General features: G+C 61.5%; 24 protein-coding genes. 17 read left to right on the top strand and 7 right to left on the bottom strand.

All coding sequences use genetic code 11. The features are described 5' to 3' along the window. Nucleotides 1-78: 78 nt before the first annotated feature. On the top strand, nt 79-4,986 hold the full coding sequence (locus tag PSH65_RS17635; protein ID WP_305421520.1) for an NAD-glutamate dehydrogenase: 4,908 nt from the start codon (nt 79-81) through the stop codon (nt 4,984-4,986). Nucleotides 4,987-5,182: 196 nt separating this feature from the next. Here the strand turns inward: PSH65_RS17635 and PSH65_RS17630 are convergent, their stop codons facing one another. The 3 genes from PSH65_RS17630 to PSH65_RS17620 form a co-directional block, all read right to left on the bottom strand. Further along, entirely contained in the window at nt 5,183-5,602 is a 420-nt protein-coding gene (locus PSH65_RS17630) for a cupin domain-containing protein (protein ID WP_305421519.1), read from the bottom strand. Between the two features lie 269 nt (nt 5,603-5,871). Beyond that, nucleotides 5,872-6,165: a putative quinol monooxygenase gene (locus tag PSH65_RS17625; protein WP_305421518.1), complete on the bottom strand. Its 294-nt coding sequence runs from the start codon at nt 6,163-6,165 to the stop codon at nt 5,872-5,874. A gap of 123 nt (nt 6,166-6,288) precedes the next feature. Further along, on the bottom strand, nt 6,289-7,722 hold the full coding sequence (locus PSH65_RS17620) for a PLP-dependent aminotransferase family protein (RefSeq protein ID WP_305421517.1): 1,434 nt from the start codon (nt 7,720-7,722) through the stop codon (nt 6,289-6,291). A gap of 205 nt (nt 7,723-7,927) precedes the next feature. Here PSH65_RS17620 and PSH65_RS17615 point away from each other — a divergent pair, with 205 nt between their 5' ends. After that, the gene (locus tag PSH65_RS17615) at nt 7,928-8,368 is read left to right on the top strand and encodes a carboxymuconolactone decarboxylase family protein (protein ID WP_305421516.1); all 441 of its coding nucleotides are present in this window, start codon (nt 7,928-7,930) and stop codon (nt 8,366-8,368) included. 162 nt (nt 8,369-8,530) lie between these two features. Here the strand turns inward: PSH65_RS17615 and PSH65_RS17610 are convergent, their stop codons facing one another. Next, on the bottom strand, nt 8,531-8,878 hold the full coding sequence (locus PSH65_RS17610) for a hypothetical protein (protein ID WP_305421515.1): 348 nt from the start codon (nt 8,876-8,878) through the stop codon (nt 8,531-8,533). 191 nt (nt 8,879-9,069) lie between these two features. Between PSH65_RS17610 and PSH65_RS17605 the strand changes: the two genes are divergently transcribed. The 3 genes from PSH65_RS17605 to PSH65_RS17595 are packed head-to-tail and all read left to right on the top strand — an operon-like array spanning nt 9,070 to nt 11,262. After that, complete coding sequence (locus tag PSH65_RS17605; RefSeq protein WP_305421514.1) at nt 9,070-9,753, top strand: STN domain-containing protein; 684 nt, start codon at nt 9,070-9,072, stop codon at nt 9,751-9,753. After that, on the top strand, nt 9,750-10,295 hold the full coding sequence (locus PSH65_RS17600; RefSeq protein WP_007901197.1) for an RNA polymerase sigma factor: 546 nt from the start codon (nt 9,750-9,752) through the stop codon (nt 10,293-10,295). The genes PSH65_RS17605 and PSH65_RS17600 overlap by 4 nt, the downstream gene beginning before the upstream one ends. 37 nt (nt 10,296-10,332) lie before the next feature. Further along, nucleotides 10,333-11,262, top strand: coding sequence for a FecR family protein (locus PSH65_RS17595; RefSeq protein WP_305421513.1), 930 nt, complete (start codon nt 10,333-10,335; stop codon nt 11,260-11,262). A gap of 153 nt (nt 11,263-11,415) precedes the next feature. On the opposite strand, the gene PSH65_RS17590 is transcribed toward PSH65_RS17595, so the two are convergent. Then, nucleotides 11,416-12,024, bottom strand: coding sequence for a prepilin-type N-terminal cleavage/methylation domain-containing protein (locus PSH65_RS17590; protein WP_305421512.1), 609 nt, complete (start codon nt 12,022-12,024; stop codon nt 11,416-11,418). Beyond that, nucleotides 12,021-12,473, bottom strand: a complete 453-nt coding sequence (gspH, locus tag PSH65_RS17585; protein ID WP_305421511.1) for a type II secretion system minor pseudopilin GspH — start codon at nt 12,471-12,473, stop codon at nt 12,021-12,023. Before gspH ends, PSH65_RS17590 begins: the two co-directional genes overlap by 4 nt. 120 nt (nt 12,474-12,593) lie before the next feature. Here gspH and PSH65_RS17580 point away from each other — a divergent pair, with 120 nt between their 5' ends. Further along, on the top strand, nt 12,594-13,025 hold the full coding sequence (locus PSH65_RS17580; RefSeq protein ID WP_305421510.1) for a type II secretion system protein N: 432 nt from the start codon (nt 12,594-12,596) through the stop codon (nt 13,023-13,025). Nucleotides 13,026-13,092: 67 nt separating this feature from the next. Here the strand turns inward: PSH65_RS17580 and gspI are convergent, their stop codons facing one another. After that, nucleotides 13,093-13,473 (bottom strand): type II secretion system minor pseudopilin GspI, encoded by a 381-nt coding sequence (gspI, locus tag PSH65_RS17575; RefSeq protein ID WP_305427007.1) that lies wholly within the window; start codon nt 13,471-13,473, stop codon nt 13,093-13,095. A 147-nt stretch (nt 13,474-13,620) separates the two neighbouring features. Between gspI and gspG the strand changes: the two genes are divergently transcribed. The 11 genes from gspG (at nt 13,621) to PSH65_RS17520 (ending at nt 25,878) form a co-directional block, all read left to right on the top strand. Continuing rightward, a complete protein-coding gene (gene gspG / locus PSH65_RS17570) occupies nt 13,621-14,079 on the top strand; it encodes a type II secretion system major pseudopilin GspG (protein WP_007901208.1) in 459 nt (152 codons plus the stop codon). 8 nt (nt 14,080-14,087) lie between these two features. Continuing rightward, entirely contained in the window at nt 14,088-15,074 is a 987-nt protein-coding gene (gspK, locus tag PSH65_RS17565; protein WP_305421509.1) for a type II secretion system minor pseudopilin GspK, read from the top strand. After that, a complete protein-coding gene (gspL, locus tag PSH65_RS17560) occupies nt 15,071-16,246 on the top strand; it encodes a type II secretion system protein GspL (protein WP_305421508.1) in 1,176 nt (391 codons plus the stop codon). Before gspK ends, gspL begins: the two co-directional genes overlap by 4 nt. Beyond that, nucleotides 16,239-16,796, top strand: a complete 558-nt coding sequence (gene gspM, locus PSH65_RS17555) for a type II secretion system protein GspM (RefSeq protein ID WP_305421507.1) — start codon at nt 16,239-16,241, stop codon at nt 16,794-16,796. The genes gspL and gspM overlap by 8 nt, the downstream gene beginning before the upstream one ends. Then, nucleotides 16,793-19,177, top strand: coding sequence for a type II secretion system secretin GspD (gspD, locus tag PSH65_RS17550; protein ID WP_305421506.1), 2,385 nt, complete (start codon nt 16,793-16,795; stop codon nt 19,175-19,177). Before gspM ends, gspD begins: the two co-directional genes overlap by 4 nt. A gap of 214 nt (nt 19,178-19,391) precedes the next feature. Continuing rightward, the gene (gene gspE, locus PSH65_RS17545; protein ID WP_305421505.1) at nt 19,392-20,810 is read left to right on the top strand and encodes a type II secretion system ATPase GspE; all 1,419 of its coding nucleotides are present in this window, start codon (nt 19,392-19,394) and stop codon (nt 20,808-20,810) included. Beyond that, nucleotides 20,810-22,021, top strand: a complete 1,212-nt coding sequence (gspF, locus tag PSH65_RS17540; protein WP_305421504.1) for a type II secretion system inner membrane protein GspF — start codon at nt 20,810-20,812, stop codon at nt 22,019-22,021. Before gspE ends, gspF begins: the two co-directional genes overlap by 1 nt. A gap of 372 nt (nt 22,022-22,393) precedes the next feature. Then, a complete protein-coding gene (locus PSH65_RS17535) occupies nt 22,394-22,753 on the top strand; it encodes a DUF6124 family protein (RefSeq protein ID WP_305421503.1) in 360 nt (119 codons plus the stop codon). A 244-nt stretch (nt 22,754-22,997) separates the two neighbouring features. Continuing rightward, nucleotides 22,998-23,261 (top strand): hypothetical protein, encoded by a 264-nt coding sequence (locus PSH65_RS17530; protein ID WP_305421502.1) that lies wholly within the window; start codon nt 22,998-23,000, stop codon nt 23,259-23,261. Nucleotides 23,262-23,381: 120 nt separating this feature from the next. Beyond that, complete coding sequence (locus tag PSH65_RS17525; protein WP_305421501.1) at nt 23,382-24,554, top strand: substrate-binding domain-containing protein; 1,173 nt, start codon at nt 23,382-23,384, stop codon at nt 24,552-24,554. A 154-nt stretch (nt 24,555-24,708) separates the two neighbouring features. Beyond that, nucleotides 24,709-25,878 (top strand): substrate-binding domain-containing protein, encoded by a 1,170-nt coding sequence (locus PSH65_RS17520; protein ID WP_305421500.1) that lies wholly within the window; start codon nt 24,709-24,711, stop codon nt 25,876-25,878. Nucleotides 25,879-25,896: the final 18 nt, after the last annotated feature.

Here is a 25,896-nt window from a genome sequence, read left to right as displayed (position 1 = left end):
AACAGGGTGACGGATTGCCCCGAAAGGGGTTTGCACGCGACGCTTCCATCAATAACAAGCCCAAGCGGAGTACCACAGATGGCGTTCTTCACCGCAGCCAGCAAAGCCGACTTCCAGCACCAACTGCAAGCGGCACTGGCGCAGCACATCAGTGAACAGGCACTGCCACAAGTGGCGCTGTTCGCCGAGCAATTCTTCGGCATTATTTCCCTCGACGAGCTGACCCAGCGTCGGCTGTCCGACCTCGCCGGCTGCACCCTTTCTGCGTGGCGCCTGCTTGAGCGCTTCGATCACGCGCATCCACAAGTGCGTGTCTATAACCCCGATTACGAACGTCACGGCTGGCAGTCGACCCACACCGCCGTCGAAGTGCTGCACCACGATCTGCCGTTTCTGGTGGATTCGGTGCGCACCGAGCTGAACCGTCGCGGCTACAGCATTCATACCCTGCAAACCACTGTGCTGAGCGTGCGTCGCGGCAGCAAGGGCGAGCTGCTGGAAATCCTGCCCAAAGGCACCCAGGGCGAAGGCATTCTGCAAGAATCGCTGATGTACCTGGAAATCGACCGTTGCGCCAACACGGCCGAACTCAATGTCCTGACCAAAGAACTGGAACAGGTTCTCGGTGAAGTCCGCGTCGCGGTCGCCGATTTCGAACCGATGAAAGCCAAGGTCCAGGAAATGATCCAAGGCATCGACAACAGCCAGTTCATCGTCGATGCCGACGAAAAATCGGAAATCAAGAGCTTCCTGGAATGGCTGGTGGACAACCACTTCACCTTCCTGGGCTACGAAGAATTCCAGGTGGGCGAGGATCAGAAGGGCGGTTACATCGAATATGACCAGGACTCGTTCCTCGGGCTGACCCGACTGCTGCGCGCCGGCCTGAGCGTCGATGACCTGCGCATCGAAGACTACGCCGTCAATTACCTGCGCGAACCGACACCGCTGTCGTTCGCCAAGGCGGCACACCCAAGCCGCGTGCACCGTCCGGCGTATCCGGATTACGTGTCGATCCGCCAGATCGATGCCGATGGCAAGGTCATCAAGGAATGCCGCTTCATGGGCCTGTACACCTCGTCGGTGTATGGCGAAAGCGTGCGGGTCATTCCTTACATCCGTCGCAAGGTCGAGGTCATCGAAAAGCGTTCGGGCTTCCAGGCCAAGGCTCACCTGGGCAAGGAACTGGCCCAGGTGCTTGAAGTGTTGCCGCGCGACGACTTGTTCCAGACCCCGGTGGACGAGCTGTTCACCACCGTGATGTCGATCGTGCAGATCCAGGAACGCAACAAGATCCGCGTGTTCCTGCGCAAAGACCCGTACGGCCGCTTCTGCTACTGCCTGGCCTACGTGCCGCGTGACATCTACTCCACCGAAGTGCGCCAGAAGATCCAGCAAGTGCTGATGGATCGCCTGAAAGCCTCGGACTGCGAGTTCTGGACCTTCTTCTCCGAGTCCGTGCTGGCCCGTGTGCAACTGATTCTGCGCGTCGATCCGAAGAACCGTCTGGATATCGATCCACTGCTGCTGGAAAAAGAAGTGGTGCAGGCCTGCCGCAGCTGGCAGGACGACTACGCGAGCCTGGTGGTCGAGAGCTTCGGCGAAGCCCAGGGCACCAACGTGCTGGCCGACTTCCCGAAAGGCTTCCCGGCCGGTTACCGCGAGCGTTTCGCCGCCCACTCGGCTGTGGTCGACATGCAGCATCTGCTGAGCCTGAGCGAAAAGAATCCGCTGGTGATGAGCTTCTATCAGCCACTGGGTCAGGTATCGGGCCAACGTGAGCTGCACTGCAAGCTGTATCACGCCGACACGCCGCTGGCGTTGTCCGATGTACTGCCGATCCTGGAAAACCTCGGCCTGCGCGTACTGGGTGAATTCCCGTATCGCCTGCGCCACAACAGCGGCCGCGAGTTCTGGATTCACGACTTCGCGTTCACCGCCGCCGAAGGACTGGAACTCGACATCCAGCAACTCAACGACACCTTGCAGGACGCTTTCGTCCACATCGTGCGTGGCGATGCCGAGAACGATGCGTTCAACCGTCTGGTGCTGACCGCCGGCCTGCCATGGCGCGATGTGGCGCTGCTGCGTGCCTACGCGCGTTACATGAAGCAGATCCGTCTGGGCTTCGACCTGGGTTACATCGCCAGCACCCTGAACAACCACACCGACATCGCTCGCGAGTTGACCCGGTTGTTCAAGACCCGTTTCTACCTGGCGCGCAAGCTCGGTACTGACGATCTGGAAGACAAGCAGCAGCGTCTGGAACACGCGATTCTGAGCGCACTGGACGATGTCCAGGTGTTGAACGAAGACCGCATCCTGCGTCGCTACCTGGACCTGATCAAAGCGACCCTGCGCACCAACTTCTACCAGACCGATGCGCACGGTCAGAACAAGTCCTACTTCAGCTTCAAGTTCAACCCGCACCAGATTCCAGAGCTGCCGAAGCCGGTTCCGAAGTTCGAAATCTTCGTGTACTCGCCTCGCGTTGAAGGCGTGCACCTGCGCTTCGGCAACGTCGCTCGTGGCGGCCTGCGCTGGTCCGACCGTGAAGAAGACTTCCGCACCGAAGTCCTGGGCCTGGTAAAAGCCCAACAAGTGAAGAACTCGGTCATCGTACCGGTGGGTGCGAAGGGCGGCTTCCTGCCGCGTCGCCTGCCACTGGGCGGCAGCCGTGACGAGATCGCGGCCGAGGGCATCGCCTGCTACCGCATCTTCATCTCGGGCCTGTTGGACATCACCGACAACCTTAAAGACGGCGTGCTGGTTCCGCCGGCCAACGTCGTGCGTCATGACGACGATGACCCGTACCTGGTGGTGGCGGCGGACAAGGGCACTGCGACCTTCTCCGACATCGCCAACGGCATCGCTATCGACTACGGCTTCTGGCTCGGCGACGCCTTTGCGTCCGGTGGCTCGGCCGGTTACGACCACAAGAAAATGGGCATCACTGCCAAGGGCGCGTGGGTTGGCGTACAGCGCCACTTCCGCGAGCGCGGCATCAATGTTCAGGAAGACAGCATCACTGTGGTGGGCGTCGGCGACATGGCCGGTGACGTGTTCGGTAACGGCTTGCTGATGTCCGACAAGCTGCAACTGGTCGCTGCATTCAACCACCTGCACATCTTCATCGACCCGAACCCGGAGCCAGCCAACAGCTTCGCCGAGCGTCAGCGTCTGTTCGATTTGCCGCGTTCGGCCTGGTCGGACTACGACACCAGCATCATGTCCGAAGGCGGCGGGATCTTCTCGCGCAGCGCAAAAAGCATCGCGATTTCCCCGCAGATGAAAGAGCGCTTCGACATTCAGGCTGACAAGCTGACCCCGACCGAACTGCTCAATGCCTTGCTCAAGGCACCGGTAGACCTGCTGTGGAACGGCGGTATCGGTACGTACGTGAAAGCCAGCACCGAAAGCCACGCCGATGTCGGCGACAAGGCCAACGATGCGCTGCGCGTGAACGGCAACGAACTGCGCTGCAAAGTCGTGGGCGAGGGCGGTAACCTCGGTATGACTCAGCTGGGTCGTGTCGAATTCGGCCTCAATGGCGGCGGTTCCAACACCGACTTCATCGACAACGCCGGCGGCGTGGATTGCTCCGACCACGAAGTGAACATCAAGATCCTGCTCAACGAAGTCGTGCATGCCGGTGACATGACCGACAAGCAACGTAACCAGTTGCTGGCGAGCATGACCGACGAAGTCGGCAACCTGGTGCTGGGCAACAACTACAAGCAGACTCAGGCCCTGTCCCTGGCGGCACGCCGTGCTTTCGTGCGCATCGCCGAATACAAGCGCCTGATGAACGATCTGGAAGGCCGCGGCAAGCTGGATCGCGCCATCGAGTTCCTGCCGTCGGAAGAAGCGATCAACGAGCGCCTCGCGGAAGGCCATGGGCTGACCCGTGCCGAGCTGTCGGTGCTGATCTCCTACAGCAAGATCGACCTCAAGGAAGCGCTGCTCAACTCCCTGGTGCCGGACGACGACTACCTGACCCGCGACATGGAAACCGCTTTCCCGCCGACGCTGGTGAGCAAGTTCTCCGACGCCATGCGCCGTCACCGTCTGAAGCGCGAAATCGTCAGCACCCAGATCGCCAACGATCTGGTGAACCACATGGGCATCACCTTCGTTCAACGACTCAAAGAGTCGACCGGCATGAGCCCGGCGAACGTGGCCGGTGCCTACGTGATTGTGCGTGACATTTTCCATCTCCCGCACTGGTTCCGTCAGATCGAAGCGCTGGACTATCAGGTTTCCGCTGACGTGCAACTGGAGCTGATGGACGAGCTGATGCGTCTGGGCCGCCGCGCTACGCGCTGGTTCCTGCGTGCCCGCCGCAACGAGCAGAATGCTGCCCGTGACGTCGCGCATTTCGGTCCGCACCTGAAGGAGTTGGGCCTCAAGCTCGACGAACTGCTCAGTGGCGAAATTCGCGAAACCTGGCAGGCCCGCTATCAGGCGTACGTCGCAGCCGGTGTGCCGGAGTTGCTGGCGCGCATGGTGGCTGGCACTACGCACCTGTACACCTTGCTGCCGATCATCGAAGCCTCTGACGTGACCGGCCAGGATCCGGCGGACGTGGCCAAGGCTTACTTCGCCGTGGGCAGCGCGCTGGACATCACCTGGTACCTGCAACAGATCAGCGCCCTGCCGGTTGAAAACAACTGGCAGGCCCTGGCCCGTGAAGCGTTCCGCGATGACGTCGACTGGCAACAACGTGCGATCACCATCTCGGTCCTGCAACAGGGCGACGGCACCCTGGACGTGGAAACACGCCTGGCGCTGTGGATGGAAGAGCACGAAGGCATGATCGAACGCTGGCGCGCCATGCTGGTGGAAATCCGTGCCGCCAGCGGCACTGACTACGCCATGTACGCGGTGGCCAACCGTGAATTGCTGGATGTGGCGTTGAGCGGTCAAGCGGTGGTGCCTGCCACTGCCAATACGACTGTCAGCGCCGAGCTGGAGCCGGCTGCCTGATAGGCGTTGAATGAAAAAGCCCCGTCTCGAAAGAGATGGGGCTTTTTTTTTGTCTGAGATTTGCAGCGGCTGGGCGGGCCTCTTCGCGGGCAAGCCCGCTCCCACAGGTATTGTGGGTGACTCAGGAGTTGAGCACGACACGGACACTGTGGGAGCGGGCTTGCCCGCGATGAGGCCGTCAGCATCACCTCGGCGATCAGTTCTCCAAAGGAATCAACACTTTCTCATCCGGCGCCAACACCATGAACACCAGCAGCTTGGCGGGTTGGGTGGCGCTGGCGTTTTTCGAGACCAGATGTTCCGACCCCGCCGGTTCGTACCAGAACTCGCCGGCCTTGTAGGTGATCGCTTTTTCACCTTTGACCTGAGAAATGATCTCCCCCGAAAGCACGTAAGCCATGGCCGTGCCCTGATGTTTATGGGCGATGGACGATTGGCCGGGCTCGTAATCGACTTCGATCATCAAGGCTTTTTTGCCGGGTGCGTTTTTCAGCATCTGGTCCTGCAGGACGGTGATTTTTTCTGAAGGGGGTGCGGTGTCGTGGGCGAAGGCCAGGGCTGAAACACTCAGCGTCAGGGCGGCGAGAGGAGCAGCAAAAAAACGAAGCGCATTCATGGTTGATTACCTGAGGTGGTGAGTCGTCAGGGACCACAGTAAGCCGCGCTATCGGGCAATCAAACGGCCAATTTTCGGGAAGGTGAGGGGACCAATCACAGAGTGCGCAGGGCTAAGGGGTGATGAACTGTGGCGAGGGAGCTTGCTCCCGCTGGGTTGCGAAGCGACCCCAAAACCGGTGGACGCGCAGGACCAGACAGACTGCGTTCGCCGGATTTACGTCTGCTGCGCAGACGAGCGGGAGCAAGCTCCCTCGCCACAGGTGTTTGTCAGACGATTGGAAAGCTGTTGAAGTCGACGGCATTGGCCAGTCGGCTGTCGATCAGGCCGATAAAGCCTTGCACTTGGGGGCAGTTGAAATGCGATTGCATGGCCGCTTCCGATTGCCAGCGGGCGCTGACCGTCCAGCGGGTGCCGTCCTCGGGGCAGCGGTCGACCATATAGGAATCGCAGCCCGGTAGTTCGCGCAGGGTGTCGACAATCTTTTGCAGTTGCTTACCCAGTTCGTCCGAGCGGCCGGCGGCGGCCTGCACCTTTACGGTGGTGATCACTTCATTGGACATTGCTCACACTCCTGAATCAGGCCGGACGAATCCTGCTCATTGAGGGATAACGCCCAATCAGGATAGGCCTGCCCCCCCAGACCGCCAATAGCCAATCGCCGGATAAAGCCGCAGACCAATCCCTCAGCCGAGCTGCTGCAAAATGTCCCTTAACCGGTCCAGGGCGATGTCGATGTCCAGGGTTTCGATCGCGCCGAACCCCAGGAAAAGCCCGGCCCGCGGCGTTTGCTGGTAAAAAAAGCTGTCCAGGGCATAGAGCCCCACTTCGACTTTTTTTGCCAATTCGATCACCAATGGAATATCGACCGGCACCTTGCACAGCACCGCCATGTGGAACCCGGCTGTGGTCGGCACCACTTCAAACCACGGCGAAAGGTCGCCCGCCATGCGCGCCAGAATCCGTTCGCGGCGCCCGGCGTAAATCGTATGGCAGCGCCGGATGTGCTTGAGCAGACAGCCTTCGGCGATGAACTTGGCGAGCGCCCATTGGGGCAGGGTGGAGGTGTGCAGGTCGGTGAGCTGCTTGGCGCGGATCACCGCTTCGAGAATCGCCGGTGGCAAAATCGCGTAACCGAGCCGCAGCTCCGGCAACAGGGTCTTCGAGAACGTGCCGACGTAGGCGACGATGCCGCGCTGATCCAGGTTTTGCAGCGAGTCGGTGGGCCGGCCTTCGTAGCGGAATTCGCTGTCGTAATCGTCTTCGATAATGATCGCCCCCAGCTCATAGGCCCTTGCAAGCAGGGCCTCCCGGCGGGGCTGGCTCATGGGCATGCCCAAAGGGAACTGGTGGGACGGGGTGACGTAAATCAGCCGGGTGCCATCGGGAATGTGCTCGACCTGAATGCCTTGCGCATCCACCGGCACGCCAACCACCGTCGCGCCATGGCTTGCGAACAACAGGCGCGCTGGCGGGTAGCCGGGGTCTTCCATGGCCACGAGGCTGCCCGGTTGGGTCAACACCCGGGAAATCAGGTCCAGCGCCTGTTGCGCGCCGTTGCACACCACCACGTCTTCGTCCTGACAATTGACCCCACGTGAAAACGCGATGTGCCGTGCAATCGCATTGCGCAGCGCCGGCAGGCCTTCGGGCTGGCTATAGAAACCTTTGGAACCGGCTATCTGGCGCAAGGCATGGGAGGTGCAGCGGCGCCAATCGTCCTGCGGAAACTGACCCTTGCTGGTGGCGCCACCAATGAACTCGTAACGCAATGAGCCTTCCAGCGTCGGGTGGCGCAAGAATGTCGGCAGGCTGCGCCAGCGTTCGATGACATCAAAGCTCGCCAGCTCCGAATGGCTCTGCTTGCGGACGGTTTTCGCCGCCCGGGCATTGACGTAAGTGCCTTTGCCGATCACCCCGGTAAGGAAGTTCTCATAGGTCAATTGCGCATACGTGTCGGAAATGGTCTTGCGCGAGATCCCCAGTTGTTCGGCCAGCAAGCGGCTGGGCGGCAGCTGCGTCCCGGCTGTCAGGCGGCCGGATTCAATGGCGTCGCGCAGTTGCCGGTACAACTGGCCTGCCAGGTCCTTGCGGCCGTTGATGACAACATGAAGTTCCATACCGGCGGGGCTCCTGGGGCGGTTGAGGCGACTGTGCGTCGCGCCAGATTACCCGCATGAACGCCTGCGCAGAAGTTGCGTGGGCGAAAAACCTGCGATTGGCCTGCTACCGGGCGGTCCATGGTTTTTTCGACAAATTGGACCTGTGACGTTCAGGGGACAGGCTCTACCTTGGAGTCACCTATCCGATCCACGAGGTCGCCCCATGAACTCCCGTCTGGATTACTACAGCGCATCCCCCAAAGCGATGAAAGCCATGATCGCCATGGAGGCCTTGACCCGCGACCTGAGCATCGAACCGGCGTTGCTGAACCTGATCAGAATCCGCGCCTCGCAGCTCAATGGCTGCGCCTTCTGTACCGACATGCACTCGGTGGACGCGCGCCGCTTCGGCGAGAGCGACCGCCGGCTGTATGCGATCGTGGTCTGGCGCGACAGCAACTTCTTCAACCCTCGGGAGCGGGCGGCCCTGGCCTGGACCGAAGCGGTAACGCTGCTTTCGGAAAGCCACGTGCCAGATGACGTTTACGCACTGGCCAGGGAGCAGTTCAGCGAAGGTGAACTGGTCGACCTGACGGTGGCCGTCAGCACCATCAACAGCTGGAATCGCCTGGCGGTGAGCTTTCGGCAAACGCCCAGTGATTGATAAGTTAAGACGCAGTACCTGTGGGAGCGTGGCTGCCCGCGAAGAACGATGACGCGTAATACCTGAAAAACCGTGGTGCATTCTTCGCGGGCAAGCCACGCTCCCACAGGATTTTCGTCGCTCAAATTTTTTAACTTACCGAAATTGCCATGCAATAACTGATCACCTGCCATTGAGCAGCGGCGAAGTCCCGGTCGCCGGTGCCGGCCGCTGCGGTTTCACCGATGTGCCAAAGGTATTGCCCATGCGCGTGCTGGTGGCGGCCGGTGTGGCCAGGCCCAACTGATGGGGTGGCCGCTTGTTGATAGGCACGTTCATCGACTGCTGATTTTTCTGCGCAGCGACAGCCCCCTCGGGGTTGTTGCCCATCTGCTGGCTGAGGCAGTTGTAGTCTGGCGCCTTGTAGCTACCAACCGTCACTTCGACGCAACTCGGCGGTTGTTCGGCCTGGGCCAGCGACAGCCCGGTCATCAGCAACACGCCCGCTGCTAGGTTCGACAGATGTTTCATTGAAGGCCTCCTGGCCGGCCACAAAGGGGCCGCTCTGGAGCGTGAGTCTAGAGCAAAGCGCTTTAACGGCGCGTGATGGTTTTTTTGCACCGGCCGTCACATCAGGTTCATATACAGCCCTCAGGATGACGGTTTTCAGGGGTACGTCAGCCGTGCAGCGAGGCAGAGCCAGGGACGGGCGCCAGGTTTTCATGACTCATGTTCGCCAGGCTTGCCTGGCGTTGCTGTTTTGGTTGATGTCATCGGCAGTGTCCGCAGGTCCGGTCGATCCGCGCACACCGCTGGAACTGGACATCCCGGCCCAGGCATTGGCCAGCGCACTTGAACGGTTCAGTCGCTCCACCGGCATGGCTGTGCTCGTGGATCGCCAACTGACTCGCGGTCGTCGTTCGGTCGCCGTGAAAGGGCACTTGAATGCTACCGATGCGCTGAGCCTGATGCTCAGTGGCAGCGGACTGATGGCGCGGTATGCCCGAGCGGATGCCTTCACCTTGCAGGTGGCGCAGGTCGCCGAGGTGCCCTCGGTGTCAGGCACAGTCGCAAACAATGCGCCGCTTGCGGGCGGCAGTTATGCGACGGCGATTCAAACGGCGCTCGAACGTCGTTTGTGCCGCTCGCCGTTGACCCGGCCGGGCAGTTTTCGGGCGTTGTTGCAACTGTGGATCGGCCGTGACGGTGTGGTGCAGTACAGTCGTCTGGTCAGCTCCACAGGTGATGTTCAGCGCGACTCGGCGCTGGTGGAAAGTTTACGCAACCTCAGAATAGAACGCCCGGCGCCTAGCTCTCTTGGCCAGCCGGTCACGCTGCTTTTGCTACCGGAATCGTCAGGAAAACGCATGGAATGCACACAATGGGAAGGAGTTTCCGGGGGATGAAAGACACCGGGCAAAGTTCGATGGTCAGGCTGTTCCTGACGTCCTATGACGATTTCAAGGTGCGCTTGCGCAGACGCCTCGGTTCGGAGGACCTGGCCAACGACGTCCTGCACGAAACCTACCTGCGGGTTGACCGCATGGAAGCCCCGCCGAACATCGCGCAACCCAATGCCTACCTCTATCGCATGGCCCTGAACATCGCGGCCGACCGGCGCCAGTCGGATGCCCGGTTGCTGACCGGCAGTGAGGTGGAGGAGCTGTTGCAGGTGTCTGACGAAGCGCTCGACCCGGCACGGGTGGTGGGCGGACAGAAGGAAATTCAGTCGCTGCTCAAAGCGCTGTACGAGCTGCCGGCGCGGCGGCGCAAGATCTTTATCGCCGCGCGTCTGGAAGAGGCGCCGCACCTGGAAATCTCCCAGCGTTTCGGCATTTCGACACGGATGGTCGAGAAAGAAATCAAAGCCGCCCTGGGCCATTGCGCCGCGCGCCTGGAAAGAAAAGTTATTCAGCGGTTCGGTCCCGGCGCGGGAAAACCGTCTTGATAGAAGAGTCCAGATTAATCCGTGAGTACCCCCGCGCTTGAACATCTTCCGTATGTCATTCCCTGAGGCGACACCCCAGGACCGGCTGCAAAGCGAAGCCCAGGACTGGTTGATCCTTTTGACCTCGGGCCGTGCGACCGTCGCCGATGCTCGTGCTTTGCGCCAGTGGTGCGCACAAAGCCCCGAACACGCCCGTGCATTCGAGCAAAGCAAGCTGTTGTGGCAGCAATTGCAACCCGCCGCCGAAGGTTTGCAGGCACCGCGACACCTGGGTCGTCGGGCGTTTCTTGGCGGCGCCATCGCGGCGTCCGCGGCGTTTTTGCTGATTCGTGGCACCGTGCCGGGCGGTTTCTCCGGGCTCGGCGCTGACTACATCACGGAAGTCGGCGAACAGCGGCGGGTCGATCTGGCGGACGGCGTGAGCCTGGAACTCAATACCCAGACGCGGATCAACCGTCGTGACAATGCCAATTTCGTACTGGTCAGCGGCGAAGTCGAAGTCCTGACCCGTGCTCAGGCGCCGCTCAAGGTTCAGGCGGGAGCAGGGTGGTTGAGTGCGAGCCAGGCGCGGTTCAACCTGCGCAACACTGATCAGAGCGTATGCGTTACCTGTCTGGACGGCGCGTTGCAGGTGGATGTGCAGGGGCGCAGCATTCGCCTGGAATCAGGCCAGCAACTGACCTATGACGCCCAGCGAGTCGGCATGCCGCAAGCGGTAGACACCTCGGCGGTGATTGCCTGGCGTCAGCAAGTACTGGTGTTCAACGACGCCACGCTGTCGACGGTGATCGACGAGATCAACCGTTACCGCCCCGGGATGTTGCTGTTGCTCAACAGCGAATTGGGCAAGCGCAAGGTTCAGGCACGCTTCAACCTGGATCAACTGGCGGGAGTGGCGCTGTTGATCCGCGATGCGTATGGGGCCAAATGCACTGAGTTGCCAGGTGGGGTGGTGGTGCTCAGCTAGGGGTTGGCCTGAGGTTATGGGTGTTGCGACTGACGCCTTCGCGAGCAAGCCCGCTCCCACAGGGGATGTGTATTGTCCGCAAATATTGCGGCTAACCGATAACCCTGTGGGAGCGGGCTTGCTCGCGAAGAACGATAACGCGGTCTTCCTGAGTCACTCCAACGGCCCCAGCACCTGCCGATACTGCTCAACCCCTTGGGGCGTCTGCCGCGTCAAACTGACCTCGATCCCCAGCGGATTCTCCCGCCGGTTACCGCTCAGTTTCCTCCAGCCCTTATCCACCTCCCACACCCGCAACGTGGCTTCGCTGACGTCATTGAGTATGGCCACTCCACCGGTGGGAGCCGGCAGCGGATACTGACTGCGCGACGGCGCCTGAGCCCGGTAGAGCGTGTCACCCTTGAGCCACCAGCGCACGCGCTGCAATTCGCCATTCTGGTTGGGCGCGACGCGGATCACGTCCAGACGAAAGCCTTTGCCATCGGTGCTGCGCACGGTCAGCGCGGGCGGGGCGCTGGGCGGTTCGTCGTCTACCCCGGGTTTGGCCGGTTCGGAGAGCTCGATGCTGGCGCGCATCGCGACGTCGCGCTCCAGCTGGTTCAGCGCCCGCAGCAGGGCTTCGGTCTGTTCGGTGCTGGCCTGCAAATGAGCGTCGGCGCGGGTGACGCTGTCCAGGCCGCGCCAGGCAATCAGGCTGACCACGGCCATCAGCATGATCGCCACCATCACTTCGATCAGGGTAAAACCTTGTTGGGCTTTCATTGGACGCTCACCTGGCCGGCGGCATTGCGTTGTACGTTGATGCTGTTGAGCCCGTCCGACAGCTTCAGCTGCAAGGGCGGGTTGATCCATTCTGCGTTCAGCACGACTTTTTGCCTGGGCTCCACGCGCACCTCCATCCCCGGCGTCTGCCAAGGGCGAGGGCGCAGTTGTGGGTCGTTGTTGAAGTGATCGAAGCCTTTGTCCTGGTCATTGTGGCGACTGAAACGAAAACCCTTGGCGTCGGCCAGCCAAGTGATCGGCCGCCCATCGGCCCGGGCTTCGGCTTGCGCCACCTGGAGCAGTTGCGCCACACGCTCCGCGTCCTTGCGCAGCAAGTGCAACGGGTCCGGTTTGATGCTCAGGCTGATCGCCGCGCTGGCGATGCCGATGATCACCAAGACCACCATCAACTCGATCAGGGTAAAGCCCTGTTGTTTGAAGCCATTCATCGACTGCGCGCTCCTTTGCGTCGGTTTTTATCCTGCACGGCAAAGATGATGGGTGTGTGAAATAAAAACGTGAGAATTAAGCGGTAGGCTCAGGGCAGGGACTAAAAGGAGATTCAGCCCATGTCGTTCACCGATCGGTTTTCCCCGGCGCAGTGCGTGCAGGCCGTTGCCTTGCTGGCGACCCTGGCCGGCGTCGTCACCTGGTCGTCACTGCTGCTCACCCGGGCCGAATCCCGAACCCCGGAGGCGGCGCCGCAATTGATTGCCGAGCGCTCCAGTAACCCGGCCCTGCAATGGTTTTCCAACCAACCGGCGCCGGTTGATATCAAGGTTGGCGGCGTGCTGGCGGGCAGCCGTGGTGCCGTGGCCATCCTCAGCCTCAACGACGGCCCGCCGCGCAGCTTTCTGGTGGGTGAGCGCGTGAGCCAAGGGGTAAAAGTCGTGGCCATCGACGGCGACGCCGTGGTGATCGAACGCGGCACCGAACAAACCCGGCTGGTGCTCGACAAACTGCCCGATTCACCTTCGCTGCCCGTACTGACCCAACCCTAAATCCACCACAATCCCTGTAGGAGCAGATCGCAGCCTTCGGCAGCTCCTACACGGACCGTGTTGTGGCTTACTTCGTTATTGGCCGACTGAGCAAGGTGTCGAGTCGGGCCAATGGCGGCGCCTCGCGACTGCGGTCGAACACTTGCAGATCGACCCTCAACAAGCGTTCGTTCTGTGCATTGCCGATGGCCTGCTCGCAGCGCAACAACAACCGCCCCTGATCACATTCGATCGCTTTCGCTCCCAGCGGTAAACGGCCCTCCAGGCGCAGCTCGGCCAGACGACTCTGGGCCGCCAGCAGTGCGATGGATTTGTCACGCAACAGGCCATTGCTTTGGGTCATCAACCCGGCTACCCGCACCGCGGCGGACATCGCGACGGCAATGATCGCCAGCGCCACCAGCACTTCAATCAAGGTAAAACCGGCTTCTCGGGAAGGGCGTCGCATCAGGCGCTCGGGCAGTTGGAACAGCCCTTGACGGTAGCGCCCGGGCTTGACGGCTTGACGACCAAAGCTCCCGAGGATTTTCAACATCACTGACATATCTTCTTGCAACACTGCGCGTCGAATCGAATCAAGCCAGGGAATGTCGGGATGGATATCGCGCGCTTCAAGTTGCTGAATCAGCAGCCTCGCCTGCCTCGGGGGCAGCAAGGTTTCACCCTGATCGAGATCATGGTGGTGGTAGTGATTCTCGGGATTCTGGCGGCGATGGTGGTGCCCAAGGTGCTGGACCGTCCAGACCAGGCGCGGGCCACGGCCGCCAAACAGGACATTGGCGGCTTGATGCAAGCCTTAAAGCTGTATCGCCTGGACCATGGCACCTATCCGAATATGACCCAGGGCTTGAAAGTGCTGGTCGAACGCCCGGCGGACGCCAAAAACAGCAACTGGCGTTCGTATCTGGAGCGCCTGCCCAATGACCCGTGGGGCCGTCCCTACAACTATCTGAATCCGGGCGCGAATGGTGAAGTCGATATCTTCTCCCTCGGTGCCGACGGCCAGCCGGACGGCGAGGGCGTGAATGCCGATATTGGCTCCTGGCAGTTGTAAGCGCGGTCATGAAAGCCTATTCGTTGGCAGTGGCGAAGCAACGCGGCATGGCGATCATCAGTGCCTTGCTGATCGCGGCGGTGGTGGCGGTGATTGCCGGCGGCATGCTCACCCGGCAAACGGTGTTTACCCGAAGCCTTGAGGCTGAGCAGTTGCGAGTGCAGGGCGCCTGGGTGCTGCACGGCGGCATCGAGATCAGCCGACAGCTGTTGTGGGAGGCGCGCCGACGTGACCCGTTGACCCGACTCGATCAGCCGTGGGCGCAGCCCTTGGTGATGGCGCGTTATGACGGTCGTGACTTGCCGTTCGAAGGCCGGCTGGAAGACGAGCAGGGCAAGTTCAACCTGCGCAACCTGGTCGCCAATGAACGAATCGACGAGCAACAACTGGTGAATTTCCAGCGCCTGTGCCAGTTGATCGGGGTCAACGGAACCCTGAGCCAGCGCATCAGCCAGCGGGTGATTGCTTCTTATCCACGCCTGTTGAACCCTGAGTTGGCAGACAAAGCCCCGCCCAAGAGCGGTTTTGACAGCGGCCGCGATACCTCGCCGAATGCCGTGCGCAAACCTCAATTGCCCACGCACCCGATGCTGCGCAGCCTCGACGATCTGCGCAGTGTCGAAGGAATCAATGACGCGCTGCTGGCGAAGATCACGCCTTACCTGACCGTTCTCCCGGCCAATACCTGGCTCAACGGCAACACCGCCAGCGCACCGGTGCTGGCCGCTTATGTGCCGGGGCTGTCGATCGAGCGCGCCCAGGCCTTGATCAACGAGCGTGACGGCGGCCAGTGGTTCATCAATCGTGGGGATTTCGTCAACCGTCTGCGCATGCCGAATCTGGAGCTGGCGACCGTCAAAGTCGGGATCACCAGTGACTGGTTTCGCTTGCGCGGCAAGGCTCGCAGCGATCAGCGTCGGGTCCGCCTCGATGCCTTGCTACACCGCAGCGAAGACCGCTTGCCCGAGGTGATCTGGTCACGGGTGGGCGTATGAATCAGTTGCGCATCGCCTTGCCGCCATTGGCTGATCTGACCCTCGACAGCCCGCTGGAATTCGCCTGGCTGGACCGTCAGGGGCAGGTGACCCGCGAGGGTCAAAGTACCTTGCTGCAATTGGGCCAGAGCGGGAAAACCCCGGCGATTGCATTTTTTCTGCACCCTCAGGACAGCTTGCTCGCAAGCATCGACCTGCCGATTTTACCGGCCAGCAAAACCACGGCAGCGGTGCAGTGCGCGGCGCAGGCGTTGATCCTCGGGGCCTGCGAGCAGATGCACATCGCTCACAGCCCACGGGACGAGCAGGGGCGTGTGCACATCGCGTGGTTGTCCCGGGAATGGCTGAGCCAGTTCGGTCAGCTACTGCGGATGGCGCGATTGACCCTGCGCGGTTTGTACTCGGGTGCGTATTGTTTGCCTGTCGCGGATGGCCCGGTGGCCTGTGTTCGGGACGGGCATCTGTTGGTGCGTCACAGCCTTCAGCACGCGGTCGTACACCCGGCGGTGGAGGAGGCATTGAGTGATCTGTTGCTGGAGAACGGCGCCCGCGTGCAATGGATCGGCGAAGCATTGTCGGAGGAGACGATCACACACTTACCCGCCGAACAACGCTGGACCGGTGCCTTGCCCGGATGGGGCTTGCACGGCGGGATTCAACAACGCCGTGCCGGCCAACCAGGCTGGGGGCGGGCGGCGGCCTTTTGTGCGATGGCCGTGGCGGTCTGGACCGTGGGACTGAATCTGTACGCGGCTCGCGAAGCGACGCAAGGCCAACGACTCAAGACGCACATGAACCAGCGGGTGAAGCAGGCCTTTCCTGAGCTGCCGGTGATCCTCAATCCGCTGCAACAGGCGCGTCAGCAATTGGCCGCCCGCCAGAGCGGCGCCGCGACCGACCCGACCCAGCGCTTCGCCAGCCTGGTGCTACAGGCCGGCAGCGGCATGCCTTTCATCGCCGGCAGCGTGCAACAGCTGGTGTTTGAGCAGGGCGAATTGCAGCTGAGTTTGCTGAGCGATGCGCGCAAAACCGGCAGCGACAAGCAATGGCAAACCGCGCTGACCCAGGCCGGCGTTGCGATCAACGCCACCGAAGATGGCTGGACCTTGCGCCCGGCCACCGAGGCTGCGGCCAGCGACGCAGACACCGCCAGCGGAGCCGACGATGAGTAAATATTCCCTGGGGATTTACCGTGCGCGCTGGCAGCACTTCAACGCCCGCACCCAAGTGCTCTGGCAAGGCCTGGCCCTGCGCGAGAAACGCATGGTCGCGGGCATGGCGTTGGTGCTGGCTGGCTTGTTGACCTGGCTGTTGCTGATTCAACCGCCGCTGAAAAAGATCGAATACTGGCAGGCCGAAACGCCGAAGCTGCGTTCTCAGGCCGAAGCGCTGGAGGTCTTGCTGCGTGAGGTGGCGCGGGCGCCCACCGCGCAAGGCCTCGAACAATCACTGCGCCAGAGCCTGGAAGCCAGCGGCCTGGCCGGGCAATACCAATTGCGGGTGCCAGACACCGCAACCCCCCAAGCCTGGCGCTTGACGTTCGACGAGGCCCCGGCCGATGCCGTGGTCGGCTGGCTGCTGGTCAATCCCCGGCAATTTTCCCTTGAGGTGGTCGAGGTTCGTTTGCAGCGCGCAGGCGAACCTTTGCCCAATGACACGGCAGGCACTCTGTCCGGAACCGTTCGCATGGATCAGGCGCTTGGCGCTAAGGAAGCTTCATGAAGTGGTCAGGTTCTCTGTATGCGCGTCACTGCCGCATCGCCGCGCCGTTTTTATTGCTGGCACTGAGCGCGTGCAGCAACACCGCGACGACGCAACAGCCGCCGTTGCTGGTGGACAGCGAATTGGGACGCCCGTTGGCCGACACCAACCGCACCGGCGATGCATTGGCGGATCGGCAAAAAAACCAGGCGCAATTGAAGCAGCCGCCAGGCGTGCAACACACAATCAGCAGCCCCGGTCGCAGCAATTCAGTGCCTGCCGGTAGCGCGCCAGCGAGCAATCCATTGGGTAATCAACCGGTGACGCTGAACTTTGTCGACGTCGATATCCCGGCGGTGGTGCGCGCATTGTCGCGGTCCACCGGTCGCCAGTTTCTGGTCGATCCACGGGTCAAAGGCAACCTGACGCTGGTCTCCGAAGGGCAGGTGCCAGCGCATCAGGCCTACGACATGCTGCTCGCTACCTTGCGCATGCAGGGCTTCAGCGTGGTCGATGTCGGTGGGGTTTCCCAAGTGGTGCCGGAGGCCGATGCCAAGTTGCTCGGCGGGCCGATTTACAGCGCCGACAAACCCGCCGGCAACGGCATGCTGACCCGCACCTTTCGCCTGCAATACGAAAACGCGGTGAACCTGATCCCGGTGCTGCGCCCGATCGTATCGCCGAACAACCCGATCAACGCCTACCCCGGCAACAACACCATCGTCGTCACCGACTACGCCGAGAACCTGTCGCGGGTGGCGCAGATCATTCAGGGCATCGACAGCCCAAGCGCCATCGACACCGACGTGGTGCAGGTGCAGAACGGTATTGCAGCGGACATCGCCGGCATGGTCTCGGACTTGCTGGAGGCGCCGGGCAACGACCCGACGCAGAAGATTTCGGTGATTGGCGATCCGCGTTCCAACTCGATCATCATCCGTGCCGGCAGCCCGGAACGCACCGAGCTGGCTCGCAACCTGATCTACAAACTCGACAACGCCCAAAGCAACCCGAGCAACCTGCACGTGGTGTACCTGCGCAACGCCCAGGCCGCCAAACTGGCCCAGGCCCTGCGCGGTTTGCTCACCGGGGAAAGCGACAGCGGCAGCAGCGATGGCGCGCGTTCGGTACTCAGCGCGATGGGCGGCAACACCAGCGGCGGCCAGAACGGGACGAGCGGCAGCCAGAGCAGCAGCGGCACGCAAACCTCTACGTCGGGCAGCAGCACCACGGGCGGCACCGGTTACGGGCAGGGCTCGAGCGGCTCGAGCGGCCAGACCGGCAGCGGTCAGCAGAGTGAACAGAACGTCGCCTTCAGTGCGGGCGGCGTGACCATCCAGGCTGACGGCACCACCAACACCTTGCTGATTTCCGCACCGGAACCGGTATACCGCAACCTGCGCGAAGTCATCGACATGCTCGACCAGCGTCGTGCGCAAGTGGTGATTGAAAGCCTGATCGTCGAAGTCGGTGAGGACGATGCCAGTGAATTCGGCGTGCAATGGCAGACCGGTAATCTGGGCGGCAACGGCGTCATCGGTGGTGCCAACCTTGGTGGTTCGGGGATCAATACCAACGCCAAGACCAGCATCGACGTGTTGCCCGCGGGCCTCAACCTTGGCTACGTCAACGGCACGGTGGACATACCCGGCATCGGCAAGATCCTCGACCTGAAAGTGCTCGCCCGCGCCTTGAAGAGCAAGGGCGGAACCAACGTGCTGTCGACACCCAACCTGCTGACTCTGGACAACGAAGCGGCGAGTATTTTTGTCGGCCAGACCATTCCTTTTGTCAGCGGCAGCTACGTCACCGGCGGTGGCGGCACCAGCAACAACCCGTTCCAGACCGTGACCCGTGAAGAGGTCGGGTTGAAGCTCAATGTGCGGCCACAGATTTCCGAAGGCGGCACGGTCAAGCTCGACATCTATCAGGAGGTCAGCAGCATCGACGAGCGCGCGTCCAACAGCGCTTCCGCCGCCGGGATCGTCACCAACAAGCGCGCGATCGACACCAGCATCTTGCTCGACGACGGACAGATCATGGTGCTCGGTGGCTTGCTGCAGGACGGCTACAGCCAAAGCAATGACGCGGTGCCATGGCTGTCGACGATTCCAGGGATCGGGGCGCTGTTTCGCAATGAGCGCCGGGCGATCACCAAGACCAACCTGATGGTGTTCCTGCGTCCGTACATCATTCGCGACAGCGGCGCCGGGCGCGCGATTACCCTCAACCGCTACGACTTCATGCGCCGCGCCCAGGGCGGGATGCAACCGGAGCGCAGCTGGGCCATGCCGGACATGCAGGCACCGCAATTGCCGACGGCGGCGCAGGGTGTGCCGGGGTCGGCGCCGGTTTCGAGTTCGCAGCCACGGGCGACGATTCGTGCGGTGCCCATCCAATGAACACCTATGCAATGAATGGACTGTTTTTTGTGGCGAGGGAGCTTGCTCCCGTTGGGGGGCGAAGCACCCCCAAAACCTGCAACCTCAAACCTTCTGGTAAACCGCATGCACCCAGATTGCGGCTGCTGCGCAGTCGAGCGGGAGCAAGCTCCCTCGCCACAAAGCGCTCACTGGTCACAGAGGTTGTGGTGTTTTCGAGAGAGGGTGGTCGTTCATGAGCGCGTTGCCCTACGCCTGGGCCAAGGCCCAACGGATCCTGCTGCGCACTGGGGAAGAGGGCGCGGTGTTGACGGTGTGTCCGTCGACGCCGGGCTGGTCGATCAGCGAAGTGCGGCGTCAGTTCGGCCCGGCACGGCTGGAGCGGGTGCGCGACGAAGAACTGGACGGCTTGCTCGCCAGTGCCTATGCCGACACCGGCAGCGCGGCGGCGGTGGTCGGCGCGGCAGAAAACGAAGTCGATCTCGACCGGCTGATGCAGGACATCCCGGAAATCACCGACCTGCTGGACACTCAGGACGGCGCGCCGGTGATCCGCATGATCAACGCCTTGCTCACGCAAGCGGCGCGGGACGAGGCCAGCGATATTCACATCGAACCCTATGAAAGCCATTCGGTGGTGCGCTATCGGGTCGACGGCACGCTGCGGGATGTGGTTTCGCCGCGCAAGGCGCTGCACGGTGCATTGGTGTCGCGGATCAAGATCATGGCGCAACTCGACATCGCCGAAAAACGCCTGCCCCAGGACGGCCGCATTGCCTTGCGCGTGGCCGGGCGGCCGATCGACATTCGCGTGTCCACGGTGCCCACCGGCCATGGCGAACGGGTGGTGATGCGCCTGCTGGACAAACAGGCCGGGCGCCTGCAACTGGAAACCCTGGGCATGGACCCGCAAGTGCTGGCCAAACTCGACCACCTGATTCGCCAACCCCACGGCATCGTGCTGGTCACCGGCCCCACCGGCAGCGGCAAAACCACCAGCCTGTATGCCGCGCTGGCACGGCTGGACGCCAGCACCAGCAACATCCTCACCGTTGAAGACCCGGTGGAATACGACTTGCCGGGCATCAGCCAGATTCAGGTCAACGCCAAGATCGACATGACGTTCGCCCTGGCGCTGCGGGCGATTCTGCGGCAAGACCCGGACATCATCATGATCGGCGAGATCCGCGATCTGGAAACCGCACAAATCGCCGTGCAGGCCTCGCTCACCGGTCACTTGGTGTTGGCAACCCTGCACACCAACGACGCGGTGTCGGCGGTCAACCGGCTGATCGACATGGGCGTCGAACCGTTTCTGCTGGCGTCATCGATGCTTGGGGTACTCGCGCAACGCCTGGTGCGACGGCTGTGTCAGCACTGCAAACAGCAAGACCCGGCCGCCCCCGGCACCTGGCGCCCGGTCGGTTGTGCCGCGTGCAACCACACCGGCTACAGCGGTCGCACCGGCATTCACGAACTGTTCTGCATCGACGATGACATCCGCACGCTGATCCATCAGGGTGCCGGCGAGCAGGCCTTGAGAGCCGCCGCCCGCGAGGCCGGGATGTTCAGCATGCGTGAAGACGGCGAGCGCTGGGTGCGCAGCGGTGCCACCGCGCCGGAAGAAATCCTTCGCGTGACACGGGACGCCTGATGAACCGCTACCGTTTTGAAGCCGCCGATGCCAACGGCAAGATCGAGGCCGGCCATCTGGAAGCCGACAGCCAGAGCGCGGCGTTCAGTGTATTGCGCAGCCGTGGCTTGACGGCGTTGTTGGTGCAGGTCGAGAGCAACACGCCGGCGGGCGGTGGCAGCGGACTGTTCAGCGCCAAACTCTCGGACAACGACCTGGCCTGGGCCACTCGGCAACTGGCGAGTCTGCTGGGTGCGAGCCTACCGCTGGAAGCCGCGTTGAGCGCGACGGTGGAACAAGCCGAACGCAAACACATCGCCCAGACCTTGAGCGCGGTGCGCGCCGATGTTCGCGGCGGCATGCGCCTGGCCGAAGCGTTGGCGGCGCGACCACGGGATTTCCCAGAGATCTATCGGGCGTTGATTGCGGCGGGCGAGGAGTCCGGTGACCTGGCCCAGGTGATGGAGCGGCTGGCCGATTACATCGAAGAGCGCAACAACCTGCGGGGCAAGATTCTCACCGCGTTTATCTATCCTGGTGTGGTGGGGCTGGTGTCGATTGCCATCGTGATTTTCCTGCTGAGTTACGTGGTGCCGCAGGTGGTCAGCGCGTTTTCCCAGGCGCGGCAGGACCTGCCGGGGCTGACCTTGGCGATGCTCAATGCCAGTGACTTCATTCGCGGCTGGGGCTGGTTGTGTTTCAGCGTGATGGCGGGCGGGTTCTGGGGCTGGCGCCTGTACTTGCGCAACCCGGCGGCGCGTTTGAGCTGGCACAGTCGAATCCTGCGTTTGCCGTTGATCGGGCGCTTCGTGCTGGGGCTGAACACCGCACGTTTTGCCTCGACCCTGGCGATCCTCGGTGGCGCCGGAGTGCCGTTGTTGCGGGCACTGGAAGCGGCGCGCCAGACCTTGTCCAACGACCGCCTGAGCTTGAGCGTCAGCGACGCCACGGCCAAGGTTCGCGAGGGCGTTAACCTGGCCGCTGCGCTGCGGGTCGAGAAAGTCTTCCCGCCGGTGCTGATCCACCTGATCGCCAGCGGCGAGAAAACCGGCTCGCTGCCACCGATGCTCGAGCGCGCCGCGCAAACCCTGTCCCGGGACATCGAACGCCGGGCCATGGGCATGACCGCGTTGCTGGAACCGTTGATGATCGTGGTCATGGGCGGCGTGGTGCTGGTGATCGTCATGGCGGTGCTGTTGCCGATCATCGAGATCAATCAGTTGGTGCAGTGAAAGGCATGGCTGAGTTCTGGTCGGGAATTAAACGAAGGCGTTTAACACACATCTCCAGACACTCTCTCAGGCTACACATTCTTGCGTCGTTGCCTACGACTACGCCAGAATCCGCCGGCTAGTGCGCCTGTGGCCCGGGCTATATCGTTTCCCTGTCGCTGAAAAACAGCGATCGGGTTTGGTAGCCCGACAATTAGGCGCATAGCGCCACCATTGCAGGCCTTTTCAGGTCTCAGTTTTATGGTGGCCATGCGCAGGGCTCCTTCGGGAGCGCCGGGTCCTAATTGCCGGTCTACCAACCCGCGTATGGCCACCACCTTTCGTTTGGTAGCGAGGGTGACGGCTCCTTAATTTCAATTAGGAGTTTCATCTATGTTCAAACCAACGCCAAATCCTCCGGCACCCGACGACGTTTCCCCCTACGAATCCCTCGATTCGAAAAGACTCCACGAAGCCGCCGACCGCGCCCTCGACCACTACCTCAAACCGCCCACCCCCAAAGACACTGCGCGCAAACCCAGCACCATTTACCACGTGGGTGCGAAGGTCGATAACGAAACCCTGCTGGTCAACGCCTGCGAATCCCTGGCATCGGCCAGCATGATGCTCAGTGAGTTCGCCGGGTTAATGGACATGCCCCATCGCAACATAATGTTGGGGATTCAATCGGTGGTCATGCTCGGGGAGTTGGCGGTGAACCGGGTGCTGGATAACCTCGATCCGCAAGGCTGACGAAAGTCTGGGGTGAGAGCACTTATTGTGGCGAGGGAGCTTGCTCCCGCTCGGCTGCGCAGCAGTCGCAAAGCCTGGGCATGCGGTATGTCTGAAACACCGCGATCGCCGGGATTGGGGTCGCTGCGCAACCCAGCGGGAGCAAGCTCCCTCGCCACAAAAGCATCTGTGCATGAGCAAAATGAAACATGGCCCGAAACAGTCTGTGTGAAAACGCACTGATGGTGGTTTCTGTAAATGGGTCATGGCACAACACGACAAGATTTTGTTCACCCACACAAAATTATTTTCAAGCCTCGCACCATCACCCGAGCCATCCTCGGGTTCGCCGTTCTGTCATGTACAACGCCCCATCAAGCCCTCCAGCCGAGCTTCGGCCAAACCGCTGAAAATCTCGCGGCAAACACCGTTGAAAGCCCCCGCGAACACCCGAGAATTTGCCGAAAAATCAACCTCCGGCTCCCGAGGTTTTTTCCTTTATCTGTCACTGGAAGCTGCGAACTTCTGACCCATGGCCTCACCCCATACGCCGTCCAACCCTCGCGGTTCCGGGCACAGCACTTGAGCGCCATGGCGTCATGCACGAGCAACTCACCCAACGTACGAACACGACGAAAGGAGATTCTTCATGTTTAAGCGCAACGTTCTCGCGGTATCCCTGACCCTCGCTGCCCTGTGCTCGGCACAGGCTGCAATGGCTGACATCAACGGTGGTGGCGCGACCCTGCCACAACCGCTGTACCAGACCACTGGCGTACTGACCACTGGCTTCGCCGCCTACATCGGTGTCGGCAGCGGCAACGGCAAAGCGGCCTTCCTGAACAACGACTACACCAAGTTCGTGGCCGGCACCACCGGCAAGAATGTGCATTGGGCCGGTAGCGATTCCAAACTCAGCGCCACCGAACTGAGCAACTACGTATCGGCCCATGGCGCTGCCTGGGGTCCATTGATCCAGGTGCCTTCGGTGGCCACTTCGGTCGCCATTCCGTTCAACAAAACCGGCACTGCCAACGTTGATCTGAGCGTCAATCAACTGTGCGGCGTGTTCTCGGGTCGTCTGACTGACTGGAGCCAGATCACCGGTTCGGGCCGTACTGGTGCGATCAACGTGGTTTATCGTGGTGAAAGCAGCGGTACTACCGAGTTGTTCACCCGTTTCCTGAACGCCAAATGCGCCGAGACCGGCACCTTCGCCGTCACCACCAACTTCGCTTCCAGCTACAGCGGTGGCCTGCCGGCCAATGCTGTGTCCGCGGTCGGCAGCCAGGCAGTGATGACGGCCTTGAACGCTGCTCAAGGTCGCATCACCTACATGAGCCCGGACTACGCGGCCACTACTCTGGCTGGCCTGAGCGACGCCACCAAAGTCGCCAAGGTTGCCGGTGTTTCGCCAGCGCCTGCCAACGTGTCGGCAGCCATCGCCGCCGTCGCTGTGCCTGCCGCTGCCAACCGCGCCAACCCCAACGCCTGGGTTCCAGTGTTCGCCGCCACCACCAGCCCGACCGATCCAAGCGTCGTGGCTTACCCAGCCACCGGCTATCCGATCCTGGGCTTCACCAACGTGATCTTCAGCCAGTGCTACGCCGACGCTGCGCAAACCACGCAGGTGCGCGACTTCTTCACCCGTCACTACAACGGCACGGCAGCGAACAGCAACGACGCAGCAATTACTGCCAACCGCTTCGTACCGCTCCCAACGGCCTGGAAGTCCGCCATCCGTGGCAGCTTCGTGACCGCAACCAACGCTCTTAGCATCGGCAACACCAACGTCTGCAACGGCATCGGTCGTCCGCTGTAACACCACATCTGAGCGACACGCAACACCGATCAGCAACGGCGCAAGCCGTTGCTGATCTCTTTGTAGTTAACGGTGGTCGTTTCATACCCTTCAGCTGCGCTTACAGCTCGGGTTGCTCGGGCCAGGCGCAGCATTCCAAGACAGGAGTCTTGTCATGCTCAATCATTTCTCCAAGGCTGTAGCATTGTTGTGCAGTGGTATATGCGCGCCGTTGGCTATGGCAGATGTCAATGGTGGCGGCGCTACTTTGCCTCAGCTGCTTTACCAAACGCCCGGCGTGTTGACCGCCGGTTTTGCACCTTACATCGGTGTGGGCAGTGGAGCTGGCAAGGCAGCGTTCCTGAGCAACGACTACTCCCGGTTCGTGCCAGGCGACACCAGCAAAAATGTGCACTGGGCTGCTAGCGACTCGAAGCTCACCGCTACCGAACTGAATACCTACGTCAGCGCTCACGGTGCGACCTGGGGGCCATTGATCCAGATACCGTCGGCAGCCACGTCGATTGCTATTCCTTTTAATAAAGCAGGGACTGCTAATGTCGATTTGAGCGTTAATCAACTGTGCGGCATCTTCTCCGGACGGCTTACTGACTGGAGCCAGATCACCGGTGCAGGCCGTACCGGCGCGATTACCGTTGTTTATCCTCAAGGTTCCAGTGGCACTACGGAGCTGTTTACCCGTTTCCTGAATGCCAAGTGCGCCGAAACCGGGACGTTCGCCGTCACCACCAACTTCGCTTCCAGCTATAGCGGCAGCTTGCCAGCCGGTGCGGTATCAGCAAACGGTAGCCAAGGTGTCATGAATGCGGTTAACGCGGGTCAAGGTCGTATCACCTATATGAGTCCCGCCTATGCGGCGTCGACGTTGGCCGGTTTGGATGACGCGACAAAAGTGGCTCAAGTTGCAGGTGTTTCTCCAGCACCAGCGAACGTCAAGGCAGCCATCACCTCGATTCCCTATCCCGCTGTTGCCAACCGTGCCAACCCAAACGCCTGGGTGCCGATATTTGCGGCAACCACCAACCCCAACGATCCAAGCGTCGTGGCGTACCCGACCACAGGCTACCCGATCCTGGGTTTCACTAACTTGATCTTCAGCCAGTGCTATGCCGACCCCACCCAGAGCGCGCAAGTAAGAGACTTCCTCCGTCGCCATTACATCCCGCACCCTCCCGTCAGCAATGACCCCGCTATCACCGCTAACCGCTTGGTTCCATTGCCACCCGCTTGGAAACTGGCGGTTCAGACCACCTTCTGGTCGGCTACCAACCCGTTAAGCGTTGGCAACCCCAACGTCTGCAACGGCATCGGTCGTCCGATGTAAACCACTTTGGAGCGATCC

Origin of the sequence: Pseudomonas sp. FP603 (genome assembly GCF_030687415.1) — a bacterium.
GTDB classification, from domain to species: domain Bacteria; phylum Pseudomonadota; class Gammaproteobacteria; order Pseudomonadales; family Pseudomonadaceae; genus Aquipseudomonas; species Aquipseudomonas wuhanensis.
The sequence above is the reverse complement of the archived record's forward strand: the minus strand, read 5'-3'. Positions and strand labels throughout refer to the sequence as shown.